The following is a 19,879-nucleotide window of genomic DNA, read 5'->3' as shown; positions in this document are numbered from 1 at the left end:
TTTATCGACTAAAATAGAGAAATTTCCTGCCTAATAGATTGTATCATATACCTTGTTATAAAAAAAGACCATTGACTTCTTTTGTCAACAGTCTGAACAATGATATATATCATTGTAAAAAAATAGTTGAAAGAAATTTCTTAGTTTTATTTTTCTTGATATTGCAATTGAAATGTAAATTCATCTCCATCTTCAATTAATACTTTCTCAATGGGGCCACATCCCTTGTTTTCTAAACATTGTACGTTATTTGAAGAAGAATACTGCCAATATAATTTTTGGGCTTCATTTTCATTAATCAGTTTATCTTCTCCCAAACCAACAATTTTCATTCCTGATTCATCGCCGCCATATTTCAATTTGATTGTCTTATTTCCATCCAATTCTTTCAACAATTCACTTAATTCACTCTTTGATGTTTCTACATCTTCATCAAAAATGACTTTTTGTTTATCATCAAGAATTGTTATTCTAATTACTTTCCCATGCCGTGATGATGTAAAATGATTAAACAACAATGTTACACTAACAATAACAACTGAACAAATAAGCATAATTATAATTTTACGATAATTTTTATCCATCCTATTTCCGTACCTCAACAAATTTTTCTATAACATCTACAGCTTCTTGGGTTCCAAGCTTTGAAGTATTTAAAACTAAATCATAATTTGATATTTTCCCCCAAATTTGATTTGTAAAATAATTGTAATAATTTGCACGACGTTTATCCATATCTGCCAGAGTATTTTCAATTGCATTTTCATTTTCGCCATAACTATGAATTGCTCGATATTTTTTATCTTCTATATTTGCGCGTATATAGACATGAATAACATCTGGATCATCTCTCAATATATAATCTGAGCAACGTCCTACAATCACACAAGAATTTTTCGACAAATCACAAATAACCTTTTTTTGTGTTTGGTATATTCGCTCAAGTAAAGAAAGTTCTCCTAAAACGGAACTGGGTGCTACAAATTTTGCTACCCCTAAATTAAAGTAATAATCATCCTGTGAAACTTGATTATCCATTTGCTCATGAAGTTCTTCATCAATACCGCTTTCTTTACTCATAGCTGATAAAATTTCTTTGTCGTAGTAAGGAATATTAAGCCTATTTGCTAATTCCTTAGCAATTCGCTTTCCTCCACTACCATATTCCCTTGAAACTGTAACAATCACTTTTCTGCTCATGATGGATCCCTCCTTCATCATTCTTATTATATCACTAGCCTATAAGAAAATCACGTTCCTATAAATTAACTCATTTCATTCTCATTTTCTTATTAAAACAATATAAAACCCTGTTATTGGTTTCCAATTAACAAGGTTTCTTTTACATCTTATCTTAAATAATCAATTTTATAATTTTCTAAAGTTGCTTCACGCATTGCAAATGTTGCTTCTGGATACCCAAGGGCAATAGCAGAAGCTGGTATAAAGTCTTCTGGGATGAGAAGTTTATCACAAAATTCTTTATCCTCAATCAAAACTCTTGTCAAACCTAATAGATACACACTCCCAATACCAAGATCAGTTGCTGCAATTGCCATGTTTTCAATCATACAAGCTGCATTGCAAAGGGCTGAAGGATTTGCTTTATCTTCTGGTTTTTTTACTGAAACTAAAACCAAAGTGGGTGCATCATAAGTAACGTTCTGTCCCCTTTGAAACACTTTTTCACACGCATCATTAATATCCTTCAAAATTTCTTTATTTTGAATCACTGTAATTTTCACATTCTCATAACGTTTCATTCCTACTGGTGCTGCATTTGCAGCATATAAAAGCTTCGTTAATTGTTCTTCATCTATTTGATTCTCTTTATATGAACGACAAGACTGACGTTGTACAATAGCATCTAATGTTTCCATCTTTTCCTCCTATCGAACAAAGTTCGTTCTCTGTATCTTTTCTTTTTCTGGATATGCTACATTTTGTTTTTTTCCACTATCAATACACTTCAATAACCATGCCATATTCTTTCCTAATGTTCTCATAGTTTGTAATCCTTCCAAATCTTGTAATACTTCCTCAGGACTGTTTCCATGTACCATATTCCAATATTGAGATGATACGATTGGCATATTGCTGATTGTGAAATATTTATTCATCTGATCAAATGCTGCAGTTGCTCCACCTCTTCGACAACTTACAATCGCAGCACCTGGTTTATAATCAAAACGATTCCCTGCACTATAGAAAACACGATCTAAAAAAGATGTAATTGACCCTGATGCTCCTGCATAGTGAACAGGTGTTCCAAATACAAAACCATCTGCATCATCTATCTTATCCAAAAATTCATTTACCAAATCTTCTTTAAAACAACGTCCTGTCTGTTTACATACACGACACCCAATACAGCCCATAATCGGTTCATTCCCAAGTTGAAATACTTCTGTCTCAATTCCCTCTTTTGTAAGTTCTTTGGAGACTTCTTTTAGTGCTGTATACGTACAGCCATTTGATTTTGGACTTCCATTAACTAAAATTACTTTCATAATATGCCTCCTCTATATTTTTAATAGTATCATAAAATCAAGAAAATAATTCAAGAAAAAAGAAAATCACAAAATATGATTTTCTCTTACATCGTATTCAATAATTCAAAGAATGAACTTTCATTCTTTGTTTCACGAATTTTCGCTATTACATCTTCGTTATCAATAATTTGAAACAAACTATTGATTGCCATCTTATTATTTTTCGCATTTTCAAACTTTAAACATAAAAAGAAAATACAATCTACTTTCGTATTATTCCACAACATTGGTTCCTTTAAAGTAAGAAGCATAACAACCGATTCATTTACATACTCTTTTTCTCCATGTGGAATAGCAATCCCGCGACCAATTTCTGTTGGCATCGAGTATTCACGATTCAACACAGTCTGTTTATATCCCGCTTTTACATAACCTACTTCATATAATTTATCACAACAATAAGAAAGCAATTCCTTTTTATCTTTAAATTGCTTATCAATATAGACAAAACCTTCTTTAAAATATTGTTTTGCTTCTGTTATTGGATGTTTATTCGAATGCTTGATCAAATAATTATTAATCCGTTTGATATCTGGTAAATCCGCAAACGAAGAAACCGTAATTACTGGTTTTTCGATATAATCCAATTGAGCAGTTGATAAGACTAAATCAATTTTTGTCATATCATACATATCCACATCTTTAAAAGGAACAATATCAACAATCTTTAAGAGAGGAATATAATGTTTAATTCGATTATATATTAAACGCGAAAAACCAATTCCTTCAGGACAGACAATAATTGCTCGTTTACTTTCTACATTACGTTCAATTGCTGATTGAAAATGAATTGTTATATAACCAACTTCTGAATCACTTATCAATTTGGATAATTCATTATCCAAGGTTTGGATTGAAATAAGTACCACACCAAAAAGAGCTGCATACTTCTCTCTAATTTCTTCCAGTAAAAGATTCGTTTGTGTACTCCCATATTTAATTCTTTTTATCATCGGAATACAATGTGCTCTTAAATTTAAATATAAATCTTTATCCTTTGTCAGATCTAAATGTAAGTTATCAGAAACACTTTCAATTAAAGACTTTACAAAAGCATCACCTTCATTATCCAAGGAATTAATATAATCTTCTAATTCTTCTTGATCAATCCCACTTTGGATACCAGTACACATTAAATGCTGATAGATATAATCCAATTCTTCTGCTCCTAAAGTTAAATCAAAAGCTTGATTTAACTGTTTTAAAAGTTCTTCAGCAAGATTCATATGATACTTAGAAATATCCTCTTGATGATTACTTTTCACAGTGGTGACATGTTCTACCTTCGTAGAACGTGTCACCATAATCAACAGATGTGTAATTAAATTAATATATGATAAATCATTAAATGTCTGATGCATCTTTTTTTCTATATTATGTAGAATATCTTCCACTTTTATAATATCTGCTTTCTCAAATAATGCTTCTAAACGATACAATGTCGAAAGACTTAATCGTTGATGATCCAACTGGTGAAAATCTATATTTTCATTAACAATCGCTCTTTTCACAATATCGGATAATGCTCGACGAATATTTTTTTCACTTCCCAATGCATAAGTTCCATCATGTGTTTTACATATTTTAATACGATAATTTGCTAACCATTCTTCAATCTGTTTCATATCCTTTACAATAGAGGTTCTTGAAACATAAAACTGATCTGCTAATGCATTGATTGAAGTTTTTTTATTTTCACTAAGTAACATTTGAATAATTTTCTGTCTTCTTAACTCTACAAAATCATTACTTGAACCATCCACACTCGACATTTTTAAAAACATCCGTAATTGTTCTTTGTTTTCACTGTTTCCATCAAGTTTAAAGCCCAATGCTCTTTTATTATCAAGTGTTAAATGATACGTTGACACAGCTTCTTTGACAACTTTCATATCATTTTGAATCGTACGCACAGAAACCCCTAACTCATTTGAAAAGAATGAAAGAGGCATATATGTTTCTGAATTATTAAGTAATGTTTTTATTATATAAATCGTTCTATTTTTCATATATACCTCCTTTCATATTTTTATTCTTTCTCAGAAATAGGTTTCTTTAATACTGCTAATAATAGCACTACTGTTGCAACTCCTGCAACCACCGCAACTACATACATCACAGGATTTCCAACAACAGGTAAAACAAGTAATCCTCCTAATGGGGCATTATCTGTTGCGCCTGCTATTCCAGCAATAATTGCTCCGACAGATGAACCAATCATAATCGATGGAATAACGCGTAATGGATCTGTGGCAGCAAAGGGAATAGCTCCTTCCGTTATACCACATGCACCCATGATAATTCCTGCTTTTCCTGTCTCACGCTCTTCATTGGTAAATTTATTTCGCAATACTAAAGAGGCAACTCCCACACCAATTGGTGGAATACAAATAGCAACTCCTGCCATTCCCATTAAACTTGCATTTCCTGTAGCAATTAAAGCACTTGCTGTTGTATATGCAATTTTATTGAATGGACCACCCATATCAAAGGCTATCATACATCCAATTACAATTGCCAATACGACAACACTTCCTGTTTCTAAATCTGCTAACCATGTTTCAAGTCCTGTTACCATTGATCCCAATGGATTTGCAATAACATAAATATAGATCATTCCTACTACTAAAACACTAATTAATGGAATTATGATAATTGGCATCAAAGGTTTAATAAAATTAGAAACTTTCCAACCTTTGATCCATTTCGCTAGATATCCTGCTGCAATACCAACCAACAAGCCACCTAAGAAACCCGTTGACACTTGATTTGTACCCACAGGGTTATTGGCAACATATCCAAGAACCAATCCTGGTACTAACCCTGGTCTACCAGCGATTGAATATGCGATGTATCCACTTAAAACAGGTACCATCATCGCCATTCCAGCTGCTCCTAAACTATAGATATTGTTTAACAATTCACCCTCAATAACAAGCCCTGTTTCTGTTTTTGATCCAAATGCTATCGCTAAGGCGAACAATATCCCACCAACGGTTACCGTTGGAATCATGTAAGACACTCCTGTCATAGCATGATTTTTTATCTCTACTAATCTCTTTTTCATTTCATTTCTCCTTTTTCTATCCTATTAATTTTATTGCTTCAGCAATTACTTTTTCAGGTTCTGACACACATTCAGAAACTGTTGTTTTATAAACCACTTTATCATCAAAACGCTCAATTCCTTCAACATTGATATCAGCGCCAATAATCACCACATCAGCCGCTTCAATTTCATGTTCTTCTAATTCATTTTCATTTCCCATAGACCCTTGTGTTTCAATCTTACACTCATGCCCTTGTTTTTTTGCTTCTTTTTCAATTGCAGCTTGTGCCATATAAGTATGCGCAATTCCTGCAATACACGCTGTAACACCTATAATTTTCATATTTCCTCCTTTTAAAATTCACTAAATAATTTTAATACTTCTTGTACATCTTCTGTCTCTAATAACACTTCCCGAAATGTATCATCAATCAAATGTTTTGATAAATTTGCAAGAATCTTTAAATGCAAATTATCAGAAGATGATTTAGGTACACCAATCAAGAAAATTAAACGCACTTCCTTATCGTTCCACATCATTGGTTCCTTCAATTTTGCCATTGCTACAAATGGTTCACTCACTTCATCACAACGGCCATGCGGTATAGCTACAGAATATCCCAATGATGTCGAAGCTTCGGCTTCTCTTTTCATAACTGCCTCATAAAATATTGTTACATCTTTGATTCGATTTTCAATTTTTGCCATCGTTATCAATTGATGGATGGCATCTTCTTTATTTTTAAATTTTCCATAAAAATCAATTAATTTTTCATTTATTATCAAACTCTTCACTCCCCTTTCGCAAGGTAACAAATTCACAATGTTTTAAGCTTTTTTTCTTCATTATCTGTTTTACTTCATCTAATGCTACACTTACACTATATTTCTCCATATTTGTAATATCAATTTCTTTATTCAAATATGGATTAAAACAACGTAATATCATAGCATTTTCTTTTTCACTCTTTTTACATGCACTAACAACGACATCTTTATTATCTAATTCAAAATATCCTTTTCTTGTAGGTAGTGTTTTCACTTCTGGTATATTTCGAATAAAACGAATACGACTATTTAAAAATTCTACTTGTTCAAATATTTGCATTGGACTTAAATACGCTTTCGCTTGTTTTGCAATCTTCAAATCATCAAATTTCTTTGCTTCATAATTAATTGCAAACTCACAAGTGATTTCACCTAATAATTCTGCATCTGGAGTTTTTTCAATGGATTCTCCAGAAGCTCTTCCAGGTCTATATAATAACTCTTCTTTTCCCATAAAGGAATATGTCCGAAAGAGTGTAAGTTGAAGATCTTGATATTGATTACCAACCACTTCATATTCTCTTACCCCTTTTGTCATAACGCTTATCGTTGCATCTTCATCACTCAAAGCTACAAAAGATTGCATTGGATTAATCTGGATTGGCGCTTCCGTCCACCCTTCGCTCTTCCAAGTATCCATCTTAGCGTGTGTAACATCTCTTTCAATGACACCAAAGAATTGATCTGCTATTCCCCGTTTAGCTTTTATATCTGAGTGAAAGCGAACACATAATCGATGAGAATAAACACGATTATCAAAAATGACCTTAACATGTACTTTAGGATCCTCCTTAACTACACTAACCACTACTTTATATGTCACTTTCGCATTTGTTTTCTGTAATGCGCGTTCTTTTAAATCCTTAGGTAACATCCATTCATAATCCAGTTCAAAGCGTTGTTCCACATCCGTAATAATTGTTTTACCACCAATTTGTTTTGCATCATATGACGTTAATACCTTATCTTCACGAGGTGGTGAATAGTTATAGGAATCTCCATCATCCCCATTTTCATAAAATACGATTTGATCTTGATAAGTTTTATCCGTTACTTTATCAAGTACCGTAAAGCTATTGTTATCTTCCAAGATAACTTTATATCTTTCATTTTCAATATACTTTTGATTATTTTCCAATTTGTGTTCTTTTGGCTTTAAATCTGGATATAAATAAAATTGACCATATCCCAAAGCAGGAATTTCTTCTACATAAATATGTACTTTTGCAAGAAACACTTTTTCTGGATAACAGCTAGATTCCCCTTCATCACGAAACATTGAAGGGGTTAACAACTTGGCCTGATGCAATACATAATTAGATTGATCTTCAATCTCTAAAATTTCATATGGTATCTCATTTCCAAAATCATCTCTTAAAACAAAATGATCATGTGGAACATATATTGACGCTTCCACTCTTCCATTACGTTTATATGGAAGAGGATTAAATACTGTGAAGCTATAGTATTCATCTTGATTAATTTGTTGAGCTATCATTCGCATCGTATATTCAACAAGATTTAAAGATATATCATATGCTTTTTTATAACGATAATAAATATCTGCATTTGTATCATCACTATTACAACAACCAATACTATCATGAGCAGCATTTTCAAATAATAATTTCCATATAGACTCTATTTCTTTATGTGGATACTTCCCATCAATCAAGTAACGCATAAACGAAAGCGGTTCTACAACGTTTGTTAGATAATTCTCACATTTATTATTCAATATTTTTAAATCTGATCGACTAGAAAAAATAGTTTTATGAACTCTAGAATTTTTTCCTTCTAACAACTCTCCATATACTTTTGGCAATTCTTTAGCTTCCATTTTTAATGCTTCAAAGTATTTTTCAGGAGAAGAAATTATATATTCTCTTGTTGGATCAATAGCATTAAGCTTTTCTGTAATTTGTACCAAATTCTTATTGATTGGTAATTGATCAAATCCATTAGGGAAATAAATATTTTCCACTAGTGATTTTTCTTCTAGTTTTGGTAACATCGCTTCAATAAATTTTTTATAATTTGCTTCTTCTTTAGGAAAATTAGCACCATAGAAATAACCAAATGGCATTTGTACACCCAAAATTTCTGTACCATCACTTCCAATCCATTTAAACTCTGTAGATTTTAACTTATCATCACCGATTCCCCGCCAAAATAAAGCTTTATCTATTCCAAAAGATTTATATATCTGTGGCACATTTCCACCTTGTCCAAACGAATCTGGAACATATCCGATTCTCATACTATGTCCAAGTGTCTGTGCATACTCAATTCCATAATATAAATTACGAACCACTGACTCACTAGAAACAACGAATAAATCACTTTGTGTATACCAAGGTCCAACTACTAATCTTCCCTCACTTACAAGTTTCTGAATCCGCTTATAATCTTCTGGATAATATTTAACATAATCTTCAATCAATGAACTCTGTGCATCTAAAAAATAATAATGATAAGCTTTATCATTTTCTAATGTTTTTAACACCTCTTTTATTTGCGCAAGCAAATAAATCAATGATCTTTGACTTGTGAAATACCATTCACGATCCCAATGTGTATGTGGCACAATATGAATTGTTTTTTTCATAAGTTCCTCCTCATGTTTTATTATAATGAATATAAAAAACACTAAAATACCAAATGTTTTCTTTCGAAGACGAAAAATGGTGTACAACAAAAAAAGATATCCTTTCATTAAATGAAAGGATATCTTCATTTTTATGCTTTCGCTTCTTCCACTGCTTTTTGTTCATCTTCCAAGTTCATCTTATCTATTTTTCTAATAAATGGAAGATATACAAAGAATGATAACACTAATACAAAGGCTTGCAACAAGGCTGCTTGCCAGCCACCTACCAAGAATCCTGAAATTACTGGCGGTGTTGTCCATGGAACCATGACTCCACCAAATAGTGGAACAATTCCAGTGTATTGAGCAAAATATAAAATTAAGCCTGAAATCATTGGCATTGCAATGAAAGGAACTGCTAACATTGGATTCAATGTAATTGGTGTACCAAACAATACTGGCTCATTAATATTGAATAATGCAGGTACTGCTGACATTTTACCAATTTCTTTATTTCTTGCTGACTTAGCAAAGAACACCATAAACATAACAACCCCAATGGTCATACCTGCTCCTGTTACAGTCATAAATTGATCTAAGAATTGTTGGGTAACAATATGTCCTCCGTTTGCCAAAGTCAATTCTTTTCCAGCATCTAAAATCGCTTGATTTTCTAATGCATTTGCAGTAAGCAATGGTCCCATAATTCCACCAACAATGGTAGAACCATGCACCCCAAAGAACCATAAGAAGGGAATTAAGAATCCCATCATAATCACTCCACCTAAACTATCTGTCATTCCTTGCAGAGGTGTTTGGATCACATCATAAATCATTTCTAATAAGGTTGTATTTCCAAAAATTTCAAATACTGTATAAACAACAAACGTTGCAGTAATTAATACAAATCCAGGAATCAATGAAGTAAATGAATTTGCCACCCCTTCAGGTACTCCTGCTGGCATCTTTATACGAATATCCTTCTTCATAAATAACGAATATATATATCCAACAAGCAATCCAATCAAAATTGCACAAATCATCCCTTTTCCACCAGTCCAAGCTTTATTGATCACACTACCTACTGCTTCACCACTTTCACTCATCACTGATGATTCTTGAATAATCAAGAAACATACAAACGAGATAATTCCTGCATTCATTGCTGGATATCCTTCAGCTTTTACATATTTTCATATGCAATTCCAATTACAGCTGCAATTGCAATGATATCAAACGTTGCCCCCGTTACTTGAAATAATGGTCCAAGTAATTCAACTTCACCTAACCATTCTACTACTGGATCATATGGGAAACATGCAATAATCAAGAAAAATGATCCAATAATTGTAAGTGGCATCGTATACAAGATCCCATTACGTAATACCATAATCGCTTTTGTATTCACAAACTTCATAATCGCTGGTACTACTTTATCATTTAAAAACTGTTTCATTCTTTTTCTCCTCTTATAAATTCAATGCAAAGGTTAATACCTTTTCACCGTTCATCATTCCATAATCTGTCATTGGTATCACACCAACCGGAATGCCTTTTGGTTCACACAAACCTTTTACCCTTTTCTCTTCATATCCTACTTGTGGTCCAAGTAAGATAATGTCTGCCTCATCCATTTTTGCGTTTAAATCATTAAGCGGATAAGCAATGATTTCCACATCCAATCCTTTACTTGCAGCAGATTCCTCCATCTTTTTAACTAACATACTGGTTGACATCCCTGCGTTACAAAATAATCTAATCTTTTTCATTTATTTCTTCTCCTCTTGTTTTTCATATAAATCAATAAATTCATCAGCAACTAGTTTAAATGTCTCTGTTGTCATCAGTTGATCTTCTGCATGTACAAGAAGCAAATTAACCATTGTTGGATTCCCATTCGCTTCCTCTTGAATCAATCCTGCATGCGCTTCATGTCCTTGTTTAAACACTTCTTGGCCTTCTTCCATCAATGTCTTCGCTTTCGTTATATTTCCTGCTTTCGCTTCTTGTATCGCCATTACATACATGCTTTTCGCGCTACCCACTGCCGAAATAATTTGAAAGCTAATTAGTTCAAGTCCTTCCATAATATCTCCTATATTTGTGCTCCGTTTGTTTCAATAACTTTTTTAAACCAGTCAAAAGATGCTTTCTTACTTCTGGCAAGTGTTCCACTTCCATCATCATCTTTATCTACATAAATAAATCCATAACGTTTCTTCATTTCACCTGTCCCAGCAGATACAATATCAATAGGTCCCCATGATGTATACCCAATAACATCAATACCATCTTCATATATAGCATCACCCATTGTTTCTATGTGCTTTTGCATATAACGAATACGATAATCATCATGTATCTTACCATCTTTAACCTCATCAATTTCACCAAATCCATTTTCAACAATAAACAATGGTAAACGATAATGATCATATAACCAATTCAATGAATATCGTAAGCCAATTGGATCAATTTGCCAACCCCACTTTGATGCTTCAACATATGGATTTTTAACTAACATCGTTTCTTCATCATAATCATAATGTAGATTCCCCTCTACATACTTTGTCGCAAATGACATATAATAACTTAACCCTATATAATCCACGCGACCTTCTTTCAATATTTGCTCATCTTCTGCATGGATATCAATATCAAACCCTTTTCGTTGCCAATAGGTTTTTATATAGTTTGGATATTCCCCATGAGCATGAACATCTGCAAAATATAATCTTTTATGCATTGCACTTGTTGCACTCATCATATCCTTTGGATCACATGAATATGGATATATTGGACACATTGCAATCATACAACCAATTTTAAAATCCTTATTTATAGTATGACCCAATTTTACCGCTTTTGCACTTGCAACCAATTCATAATGGGCTGCTTGATACATAATTTCTTCACGATTTTCACCTTCTTTATACACAATTCCTGAATTCGTAAATGGAGCAAAATCTGTTTTATAATTCGTTTGATTATTAATCTCATTAAATGTCATCCAATATTTCACTTTGTGTTTATATCTTTTAAAACATACTTCTGCAAAATTCATAAAGAAATCAATACATTTCCGATTACGAAATCCCCCATACTCTTTTACCAAATGATATGGCATTTCAAAGTGTGATAAGGTAATAACTGGTTCAATTCCATATTTTAAACACTCATCAAACATATCATCATAAAATTGTAAGCCCTCTTCATTTGGTTCCTTTTCATCTCCCTTTGGAAAAATACGTGTCCATGCAATACTAGTGCGAAAACATTTAAACCCTAGTTCCGCAAACAATGCAATATCTTCTTTATAATGATGATAAAAATCAATTGCTTCATGATTTGGATATATTTCTCCATCCTTTACACCATCTGTTATTTTTCTGGCAACACCATGTGCTCCTGCGCTCATTACATCCGCAACACTCATTCCTTTGCCACCCACGTTCCAGGCACCTTCTAATTGATGTGCAGCAACTGCACCACCCCACAGAAAGTCTTTTGGAAACCGTTGTTTCTCCATCTCATCTCCTCCTGTAATTATCTTTGTTTCAATTGATATCATTTTGAATACGCTTACATTATAGCAACCCAATCTTTGCTTGTCTCATTTTCCAACGCTTAAAAAACCTGTTGCTTTATTTATAATTTGTTACATAAAAAAAACAGAAATATTAATTTTATTACAATAAACCTCTTATTCAAAACATTTTTTGTAAATGTTTGTTATTTCTCCTTATAATAAGGAGGAAAATATTGGAGGGCAATATGAGAAAGAAAAGAAAACATATTTTTTTAGTAGTGACTTTATTAGCTCTAACCGTTTTGGTTGGGCTACAACAATCTTTAAATGCACAGGTCTATGCAAGTGATTTAGAAGAAACAGACATAGAAGAAGTTGAACAAACACCAACGGATGTAGAAGAGGGAAGTCCAAGTGAGGTGGAAGAGGAGAATGTAGAAACAGATACTCCTTCAACAAGTACAATGGAGACACTATCCACAGATATCACCGCTACTATGCCGAAAGCGGCGCGTAATATTGTATCAGTAAATAATTATGATGATTTTATAAATGCTATAAGAAATGTTCCAAATGGTGGTACAATCATCGTTGAAAATGACATTCATTATGCCGATGGAACAATTACTGATGCACCATCGATTAATGATAAGCAAATTACAATTAGAGGTTTAAATAATCCGACTACTTTATATAGTGATGGAATTCGTCATTTCTTCGCAACAGGAAATAGTGGTTTAACCTTAGAAAATATTGTTTTAGATGGCGAACTATCAGGTGGAGGTATATATTCTTATGCCGACTCTTTCACTTTAAAAGGTGGAACAATTAAAAACACCAAAAATACAGGGATTGGTGGTGCCATTCGTTTGCAAGGTACTGGTGCAGTCAAACGTTTCCCTTTTACAATGGATGGAACAACTATAATCAATAACTCTACTAGCAATAGTGGTTCTGGAGGACATGGTGGTGCCATTGGTTCTTGGGAAGAACATGATATTATAATTAGAAATAGTCGATTAATCGACAATTCTGCTGACTTAGCAATCAATGGACAAGGTGGAGCTATCTTTACAAGAATGAATTGTACCCTTTCTATTGATAATACTGTAATCACAGGAAACAAGGCAGTAAGTGGTGGTGGTATTAGCCACAATTCTCAAAGCCAATTAACAATTACTAATTCAACTATTAATGAAAATGTGGCACTTATGCCAACAAATTCATCAACAGTGGCATCTGCTGGAGCAATCGACCACTCTGGTTTATTAGCAATTTCTGATAGTGAAGTAAACAACAATAAATCTTATGGTTATCACGCTGGTATCCTTACTAGTTCACTAGAAATGAACAATTGTAAAGTAAATAATAACAAAACGTATCATACAACAGATTCTGGTTCCACTTCTTCAGCGATAACAACACGCATTTACTATGCACCATCAAATTTTAAAGATGGAAGTTTAATCATTAAAAACAGTGAAATCAAAAACAATTTACTAGAATCAAACTATTCACATGAAACTGGTGGAACAATCTATGTAGGTGGTGGAAACAGTAGCATTACAAATACAACAATAAGTGACAATATCGTCATTTCTACTGGTAGTGGAAGTGCAACAGGGGGAGCAATTTATCTACCTGAGATTTATAATGACGCATATCCTAAATCAATTGAAATTGGTCAAGATACAAAAATTGTCAACAATATAGCTGATAAAGGTGGTGCTATTTTCGCAAATGGAAGTTTATCAACTATTATTGTTAAAGACAATGCATTAATAGAAAAAAATATAGCAACAGATTCAGGTGGAGCATTACATTTATACTATGCTCATGCAACCATCCAAGACAAAGCTGTCCTTTCTAAGAATAACGGAACTTATGCCGGTGCTGTATTCATGAATGGAAATGGAAAATTGAATTTCAACGGCAATGTGCAAGTTAGCGAAAATTCCGCAGCTTTTGATGGTGGAGCAATGGATATCAATTCAGGTGCTACCGTAAACATTACAGGTGGTACATATGAAAAGAATGTTGCTAATCGTGATGGTGGATTTATCTTCTTCTTAGGATGGCATTCTGGTTCTAATGTTACCGTTAATATTTCAGGAAATACAAAAATCCAAAATAACAATGCTAATCGTGATGGTGGAGCAATCTACACATATAACGATACAAGTGATGCTCTAGATGCTATCTTCAACATAACAGATAATGTCGTTTTCCAAGCAAATACGGCTGGTCGTAATGGTGGAGCAATCTATTTAGATTACTACAAAGATGTAAGTAAATTAAAAACGAGTGGAAATGTATTATTTAAAGATAACGCAGCAGTGGAATACGGAGGAGCGATTTATGTGGATCATAATTCTCCTAATAGCATCGTGGAAATGAACAATACAAAATTTGAAAATAACAATGCCGGAAAAGGATTATTCTACTGGCGTCTTACAAAACCAAAAAATGACTATGAGACAGCGGTAGCTAATCACCATAAACAAAACATTAAAAATGTTACAACCAATGTTGGTTTCGCAAATCCTTGGAACAATTATGATATTCATTCAAAAGCAGATGATATTGAAATATCAGTAATATTTGATTACAATGGTGGTTCATTAAATGATCAAACTTCACATCAAACAACACTTAGTTTAAATGACTTATTAAATCAACCTGAACAAACACCAACGAACAAAGATAAGACCTTCGCTGGATGGTATCTGAAAAAAGATACATTTGATTCACCTTGGGATTTCTCAATTAACAAAGTAATGACTTTATTAGATACATATGAAGGTATTGAGGATGAACCATTGGTATTATATGCAAACTGGAAAGATGAAGCTAGTAAACCTAGTGAGCCTACTAAACCTACAACACCAGAGGCACCTAGTACATCTCCAGATGTGAAAGAATCTACAAAGAAGACAAATTCTATAAATACATTTGATAACACAAACATTCTTGGTTTATCATTCATAGTAGCAATCAGTGGATTGGCTATCTTATTTATAAGAAGAAAAAAACATCAATAAAAAAGAAAGGACAATATTAAATTGTCCTTTTTATACACTTTCTTTTGATAGTTGTTTTACTTTTTTCGCAATTGTTTCAATCATAAAGAGAACGGGTATCTGCGTTGTTAGATTAATTGCATCTCCTACCACATCCATAGGTACATAATATGATAAATTCAAATCTGACATTTTTGCGATCGTGTTTGTCCCCGTATTCGTTATTGAGATAATGGCTGAATTGGTATTTTTAAATTGATGAATTTGATCAATCGTCTGTTCCGTTTCACCACTCACAGATAACACAATGATTACTGAATCATCATAATATCCTGTTGGAATTGGATAAAAAGGATCGTCGATATGTTGTGAAAACTTTCCAATATTAGAGAAGAATCGTGCACCGTATTTCCCTAAAATACCGGATGTCCCTATTCCCAAAAATATCACTTTGTGTTGCTCCCGTATCATCTCTGCAGCAACATTGAGTTGTTCATCAAAATCCTCGCTATCAATTCGTTTAAAATATTCTAACATTAAATGAATATCATTATAATCATGAATATCCTCACTCTTTGATAGTTCCATTTTATAGCGAACCTTAAACTCCGCATATCCATCACATCCAACCTTCTTACAAAACCGTAAAACGGTGGTTGTCGATACATGAGCAGCATCGGCTAATTCCCTAATTTTCATAGATAATACTTCCTCACGATGCTTCGTTATATAATTATAAACTTCTAGTTCCAACTCATTTAAGCTTCTTATCTCTTCTGCACGAAACACAAAATCACCTCTGTAATCATAGTATCACGTTTATAAGCAAAGGAAAAGAGCATATGTTTCTTACAAAAAAAGACATCTCTTGATGTCTTTGTCTTTTATGATTCAGCTGCTGTATATTGAAATTTTTGGAGCATTTCACTTACTGATTCTCCATTTTCAACTCTTTCAATTGTAGAAGCCAATACTTCAGCAACACTAATAACTTTCATGTTTTTCAATTCTTTCATCTTCTCTGCTTGATCAATTGTATTTGTACAAACAAATTCTTTGATTTTTGAATCACGAATTCTTTCAACCGCTGGTCCTGACAATACTCCATGAACACAAGCAGTGTATACTTCTGTAGCACCTTTGGCATATAACATATCAATACCTGCCATCAAAGTTCCTGCTGTATCTACAATATCATCAATTACAATTGCTTTTTTACCTTCTACATCTCCAATTAGATGCATAGCTTCTGCAATATTTGGTTTTGGACGACGTTTATCAATAATAGCTAAAGGACAATCAAGCGCTTTTGCAAGCTTTCTTGCTCTTGTTGTTCCACCATGATCAGGTGAAACCACTACAACATCTTTTCCCATATCCTTTTCAATGAAATAGTTTCCAATCAAACACATTGCACTAATATCATCTGCTGGTATATTAAAGAACCCTTGGATCTGACTAGCATGTAGTTCCATCGTAATCACACGTGTAGCACCTGCTGCCTGTAATAAATCTGCAACTAGCTTAGCAGTAATTGGTTGACGCGGTTTTGCTTTACGATCCTGTCTAGCATAACCAAAATACGGTATAATCACACTAACACTTTTTGCACTTGCACGCTTACATGCATCAATTGCAATTAAAATTTCCATCAAATTACTTGATACTGGTGTACATGTCGATTGAACAAGAAAGACGTCTTTTCCACGTACCGTTTCCTGTAACTGGACCATAATCTCCCCATCTGCAAAATGCGTTACATCACATTTTCCTAAATGAAGTCCCGAATATTCACAAATTTCTTTTGCCAAATCAACACTTGAAGTTAATGAAAATACTACTGCTTTACTCTTATCCATTTTCTCTGTTTCTCCTTACTTGTTTTTATATTTATTTCCAAGACCCTCTTTATTCTCTTGGTAAGGTCTAGCAATACCCATAGCACCATCCTCAACATCTTTGTTGATTGTGCTTCCCGCTGCCAGTAAAGCATTTTTTCCAATTCTTACTGGTGCAATAAGATTTACGTTACTACCTATAAAAGCTCCATCTCCAATTACAGTTCTAAATTTATTTTTCCCATCATAGTTTACGGTAACGACACCACATCCAAAATTTACTCTTTCCCCAACATCACTATCTCCAAGATAAGTAAGATGTGCGCATTTACTACCTAAACCAAAATTCGTATTTTTCATTTCGACAAAGTTTCCAATTCTTGCTTTCCCGATAATGTTTGTTTTATTTCTAAGATGCGACATTGGACCAACTACAGAATCCTTACCTACACGAGAATCCACAATCTTTGATGAATCAATTGTTGTATTATCTTCGATTGTTGAATTTGAAATAAATGAATTTGGTAAAACCTTAACTTGTTTACCAAGTTTACTTCCCTTTTCAATAAATACATTAGGATAAATAATACTATCCTCACCAATTTCTACATCTTCATCAATATATGTATTGGTTGTATCCATAATAAATACTCCAGAGCGAAGCAAAGCTTCATTTTTTTGAATCCATTTCTCTTTTTGTAATAACATCTTATCTGTATAATCCATTCAGCTACTCCTTGTTATCCATACTCTAATATAGTATCAAATTATCAACAAATATTCATTATTTTTTTATAATTATTTTACCTGTTTTTGATAATCCATCTCATAACTAGATAAATTTGCCTTATTTACTTTTCTAATTCTTCCTTTTATTGGAATTGTTTGCAATGCTTGATATACTTTTTCACCTTTATTATTTAATATTTCCACAAAGGTTGAAACATCCACAATACTAATTACACCAATATCTGATACTTCAATATCCTCAATTGAACAAATTGCTCCTACAATATCACCAGCACGCATTTTAGTCTTTTTCCCAGCATTGATATGCAACTTTAATATTTCATCTTTAAACACCAATTGCTTTTCTTTTTTTAATTCTTTTCTCGTTTGTATTTTATTATCAAAAGCTTCTTGGTATTCTACTATTTTTCTTTCATCAATAACTTGTTTTTCTAAAGGTGCTTCAACAATGCTCTGAATTGCATCCAAAAAGCGTTTTTCCTCTTTCAAAACAAATGTAATAGCTTTTCCCGTATTCCCAATTCTTCCAGTTCTCCCAATTCGATGTACATAGGTTTGTGCATCAAATGGTATATCATAATTAACAACCAGTTCTACTTGATCAATATCAAGTCCCCTTGATGCAACATCTGTTGCAATTAAATAACGAAAATATCCTAATTTAAACTCTTTAATTACTTTAATTCTATCTTTTTGATCCATTCCACCATGTATTTTTTTCGCAATTTTATACTCTTTAAATACATGTTCATATACTTGATTCACTTCTAATTGGGTATTACAAAAAATAATACAACTATCACTATTCTCTTTCATAATTATCTTCCGCAATAAAGTTTCTTTATCATTTTCAACAACATAGTATTCTTGTCTAATTAAATCAGTTACTTTCATATCTGATTCAACTTCCACATAAACTGGATCAGTCATTTCATCTTTACATAATTTCTGAATCTTTTCATCAAGTGTAGCCGATAATAATGCCGTTATTCGATTTTTATTTAAAAATGATAAAATATCACGCATTTGGTCTTCAAATCCCATCGTAAACATTTCATCAGCTTCATCAATGACTAAATATTTAATCGCACTTAAATTAAGCGTTCCTTGTTGTATATGGTCAAGCACTCTTCCTGGTGTTCCAACAACAACATGTGTTCTCTGCTTCAATTGCTTAGCTTGTCCTTCAAACGACATCTTCCCAAAAATTGCTTGTACATTATAACGTTTGTATCTACCAATATGAAACATATCTTCTTTTACTTGGATTGCAAGTTCACGAGTAGGCGTTAATACTAGTATTTGTGGACTTCTAATATTCCAATCTAAACTTTGCAACATTGGTATTGCAAATGCTGCCGTTTTACCACTTCCTGTTTGTGATTTCACAATAACATCCTTATTGTTCAATACAAGAGGAAAAACTTCTTCTTGTACTGGTGTAGGCTGCTTATACCCTAATTTATCAATTGCCTTTAATATTTCTTTATCTTTTATATAATCTTCAAAGTTTTTCATATTATCTACTTTCTCTATCAAATAGCTACCACAAGTATACCTTGCTGTATCCCTTTCGTCTAGGAACTTTCAAAAAGCCTCTAATAAATATAAAATTAAAAAAGCCTCAATAATGATGTGAACCCCCAAAGTTAGACAATAAACTAACAAAGGGGGTTTTTCTTATGAAGTTGACTAACGAAATTAAAAAGAAGATTGTTTTAGA

The 19,879-nt window shown here is 32.8% G+C and carries 19 protein-coding genes; 1 reads left to right on the top strand and 18 read right to left on the bottom strand.

Annotated features, from left to right (window positions below; genetic code table 11):
• Positions 1–146: 146 nt before the first annotated feature.
• From M2475_RS09355 to M2475_RS09290, 14 genes are all read right to left on the bottom strand, one after another.
• Positions 147–584 (bottom strand): hypothetical protein, encoded by a 438-nt coding sequence (locus M2475_RS09355; RefSeq protein WP_277491135.1) that lies wholly within the window; start codon positions 582–584, stop codon positions 147–149.
• A gap of 1 nt (position 585) precedes the next feature.
• The gene (locus M2475_RS09350) at positions 586–1,200 is read right to left on the bottom strand and encodes a cytidylate kinase-like family protein (RefSeq protein WP_277491134.1); all 615 of its coding nucleotides are present in this window, start codon (positions 1,198–1,200) and stop codon (positions 586–588) included.
• Positions 1,201–1,349: 149 nt separating this feature from the next.
• A complete protein-coding gene (locus tag M2475_RS09345) occupies positions 1,350–1,880 on the bottom strand; it encodes a nitroreductase family protein (protein ID WP_277491133.1) in 531 nt (176 codons plus the stop codon).
• 9 nt (positions 1,881–1,889) lie between these two features.
• The gene (locus tag M2475_RS09340) at positions 1,890–2,510 is read right to left on the bottom strand and encodes a flavodoxin family protein (RefSeq protein WP_277491132.1); all 621 of its coding nucleotides are present in this window, start codon (positions 2,508–2,510) and stop codon (positions 1,890–1,892) included.
• Between the two features lie 86 nt (positions 2,511–2,596).
• Positions 2,597–4,561 carry a BglG family transcription antiterminator gene (locus M2475_RS09335; protein WP_277491131.1) on the bottom strand — a complete coding sequence of 655 codons (1,965 nt, stop codon included), beginning with the start codon at positions 4,559–4,561 and terminating at the stop codon, positions 2,597–2,599.
• A 20-nt stretch (positions 4,562–4,581) separates the two neighbouring features.
• Complete coding sequence (locus M2475_RS09330) at positions 4,582–5,619, bottom strand: PTS fructose transporter subunit IIC (RefSeq protein ID WP_277491130.1); 1,038 nt, start codon at positions 5,617–5,619, stop codon at positions 4,582–4,584.
• A gap of 16 nt (positions 5,620–5,635) precedes the next feature.
• The gene (locus tag M2475_RS09325) at positions 5,636–5,944 is read right to left on the bottom strand and encodes a fructose PTS transporter subunit IIB (RefSeq protein WP_277491129.1); all 309 of its coding nucleotides are present in this window, start codon (positions 5,942–5,944) and stop codon (positions 5,636–5,638) included.
• An 11-nt stretch (positions 5,945–5,955) separates the two neighbouring features.
• Positions 5,956–6,387: a fructose PTS transporter subunit IIA gene (locus M2475_RS09320; protein ID WP_277491128.1), complete on the bottom strand. Its 432-nt coding sequence runs from the start codon at positions 6,385–6,387 to the stop codon at positions 5,956–5,958.
• Positions 6,374–9,037: a glycoside hydrolase family 38 C-terminal domain-containing protein gene (locus tag M2475_RS09315; protein WP_277491127.1), complete on the bottom strand. Its 2,664-nt coding sequence runs from the start codon at positions 9,035–9,037 to the stop codon at positions 6,374–6,376. Before M2475_RS09315 ends, M2475_RS09320 begins: the two co-directional genes overlap by 14 nt.
• 131 nt (positions 9,038–9,168) lie before the next feature.
• The gene (locus tag M2475_RS09310; RefSeq protein WP_277491125.1) at positions 9,169–10,182 is read right to left on the bottom strand and encodes a PTS transporter subunit EIIC; all 1,014 of its coding nucleotides are present in this window, start codon (positions 10,180–10,182) and stop codon (positions 9,169–9,171) included.
• A gap of 20 nt (positions 10,183–10,202) precedes the next feature.
• Positions 10,203–10,475, bottom strand: a complete 273-nt coding sequence (locus tag M2475_RS09305; RefSeq protein WP_277491124.1) for a hypothetical protein — start codon at positions 10,473–10,475, stop codon at positions 10,203–10,205.
• A 13-nt stretch (positions 10,476–10,488) separates the two neighbouring features.
• Entirely contained in the window at positions 10,489–10,788 is a 300-nt protein-coding gene (locus M2475_RS09300) for a PTS sugar transporter subunit IIB (RefSeq protein WP_277491123.1), read from the bottom strand.
• Positions 10,789–11,106 (bottom strand): PTS lactose/cellobiose transporter subunit IIA, encoded by a 318-nt coding sequence (locus M2475_RS09295; RefSeq protein ID WP_277491122.1) that lies wholly within the window; start codon positions 11,104–11,106, stop codon positions 10,789–10,791.
• Positions 11,107–11,114: 8 nt separating this feature from the next.
• Complete coding sequence (locus tag M2475_RS09290) at positions 11,115–12,548, bottom strand: 6-phospho-beta-glucosidase (RefSeq protein ID WP_277491121.1); 1,434 nt, start codon at positions 12,546–12,548, stop codon at positions 11,115–11,117.
• Between the two features lie 245 nt (positions 12,549–12,793).
• On the opposite strand from M2475_RS09290, the gene M2475_RS09285 reads away from it, so the two are divergent.
• On the top strand, positions 12,794–15,589 hold the full coding sequence (locus tag M2475_RS09285) for an InlB B-repeat-containing protein (RefSeq protein WP_277491120.1): 2,796 nt from the start codon (positions 12,794–12,796) through the stop codon (positions 15,587–15,589).
• 30 nt (positions 15,590–15,619) lie between these two features.
• Here M2475_RS09285 and M2475_RS09280 read toward each other — a convergent pair whose 3' ends face one another.
• From M2475_RS09280 to M2475_RS09265, 4 genes are all read right to left on the bottom strand, one after another.
• Positions 15,620–16,357, bottom strand: a complete 738-nt coding sequence (locus M2475_RS09280) for a MurR/RpiR family transcriptional regulator (protein WP_277491119.1) — start codon at positions 16,355–16,357, stop codon at positions 15,620–15,622.
• 95 nt (positions 16,358–16,452) lie between these two features.
• Entirely contained in the window at positions 16,453–17,427 is a 975-nt protein-coding gene (locus M2475_RS09275) for a ribose-phosphate pyrophosphokinase (protein WP_277491118.1), read from the bottom strand.
• Positions 17,428–17,442: 15 nt separating this feature from the next.
• Positions 17,443–18,132 (bottom strand): DapH/DapD/GlmU-related protein, encoded by a 690-nt coding sequence (locus tag M2475_RS09270; RefSeq protein ID WP_277491116.1) that lies wholly within the window; start codon positions 18,130–18,132, stop codon positions 17,443–17,445.
• Between the two features lie 72 nt (positions 18,133–18,204).
• Complete coding sequence (locus tag M2475_RS09265) at positions 18,205–19,674, bottom strand: DEAD/DEAH box helicase (protein ID WP_277491111.1); 1,470 nt, start codon at positions 19,672–19,674, stop codon at positions 18,205–18,207.
• Positions 19,675–19,879: the final 205 nt, after the last annotated feature.

Source organism: Breznakia sp. PF5-3 (assembly GCF_029504745.1).
Classification (GTDB): domain Bacteria; phylum Bacillota_I; class Bacilli_A; order Erysipelotrichales; family Erysipelotrichaceae; genus Breznakia.
This window is presented reverse-complemented; position numbering and strand designations above follow the sequence as displayed.

What these genes read in the sequence shown, in the direction of transcription:
- M2475_RS09325 (WP_277491129.1), bottom strand. Translation starts at nt 5,944, where the DNA reads ATGAAAATTATAGGTGTTACAGCGTGTATTGCAGGAATTGCGCATACT.
- M2475_RS09335 (WP_277491131.1), bottom strand. Translation starts at nt 4,561, where the DNA reads ATGAAAAATAGAACGATTTATATAATAAAAACATTACTTAATAATTCA.
- M2475_RS09315 (WP_277491127.1), bottom strand. Translation starts at nt 9,037, where the DNA reads ATGAAAAAAACAATTCATATTGTGCCACATACACATTGGGATCGTGAA.
- M2475_RS09340 (WP_277491132.1), bottom strand. Translation starts at nt 2,510, where the DNA reads ATGAAAGTAATTTTAGTTAATGGAAGTCCAAAATCAAATGGCTGTACG.
- M2475_RS09305 (WP_277491124.1), bottom strand. Translation starts at nt 10,475, where the DNA reads ATGAAACAGTTTTTAAATGATAAAGTAGTACCAGCGATTATGAAGTTT.
- M2475_RS09295 (WP_277491122.1), bottom strand. Translation starts at nt 11,106, where the DNA reads ATGGAAGGACTTGAACTAATTAGCTTTCAAATTATTTCGGCAGTGGGT.
- M2475_RS09345 (WP_277491133.1), bottom strand. Translation starts at nt 1,880, where the DNA reads ATGGAAACATTAGATGCTATTGTACAACGTCAGTCTTGTCGTTCATAT.
- M2475_RS09300 (WP_277491123.1), bottom strand. Translation starts at nt 10,788, where the DNA reads ATGAAAAAGATTAGATTATTTTGTAACGCAGGGATGTCAACCAGTATG.
- M2475_RS09275 (WP_277491118.1), bottom strand. Translation starts at nt 17,427, where the DNA reads ATGGATAAGAGTAAAGCAGTAGTATTTTCATTAACTTCAAGTGTTGAT.
- M2475_RS09285 (WP_277491120.1), top strand. Translation starts at nt 12,794, where the DNA reads ATGAGAAAGAAAAGAAAACATATTTTTTTAGTAGTGACTTTATTAGCT.
- M2475_RS09290 (WP_277491121.1), bottom strand. Translation starts at nt 12,548, where the DNA reads ATGGAGAAACAACGGTTTCCAAAAGACTTTCTGTGGGGTGGTGCAGTT.
- M2475_RS09310 (WP_277491125.1), bottom strand. Translation starts at nt 10,182, where the DNA reads ATGAATGCAGGAATTATCTCGTTTGTATGTTTCTTGATTATTCAAGAA.
- M2475_RS09270 (WP_277491116.1), bottom strand. Translation starts at nt 18,132, where the DNA reads ATGGATTATACAGATAAGATGTTATTACAAAAAGAGAAATGGATTCAA.
- M2475_RS09330 (WP_277491130.1), bottom strand. Translation starts at nt 5,619, where the DNA reads ATGAAAAAGAGATTAGTAGAGATAAAAAATCATGCTATGACAGGAGTG.
- M2475_RS09265 (WP_277491111.1), bottom strand. Translation starts at nt 19,674, where the DNA reads ATGAAAAACTTTGAAGATTATATAAAAGATAAAGAAATATTAAAGGCA.
- M2475_RS09355 (WP_277491135.1), bottom strand. Translation starts at nt 584, where the DNA reads ATGGATAAAAATTATCGTAAAATTATAATTATGCTTATTTGTTCAGTT.
- M2475_RS09350 (WP_277491134.1), bottom strand. Translation starts at nt 1,200, where the DNA reads ATGAGCAGAAAAGTGATTGTTACAGTTTCAAGGGAATATGGTAGTGGA.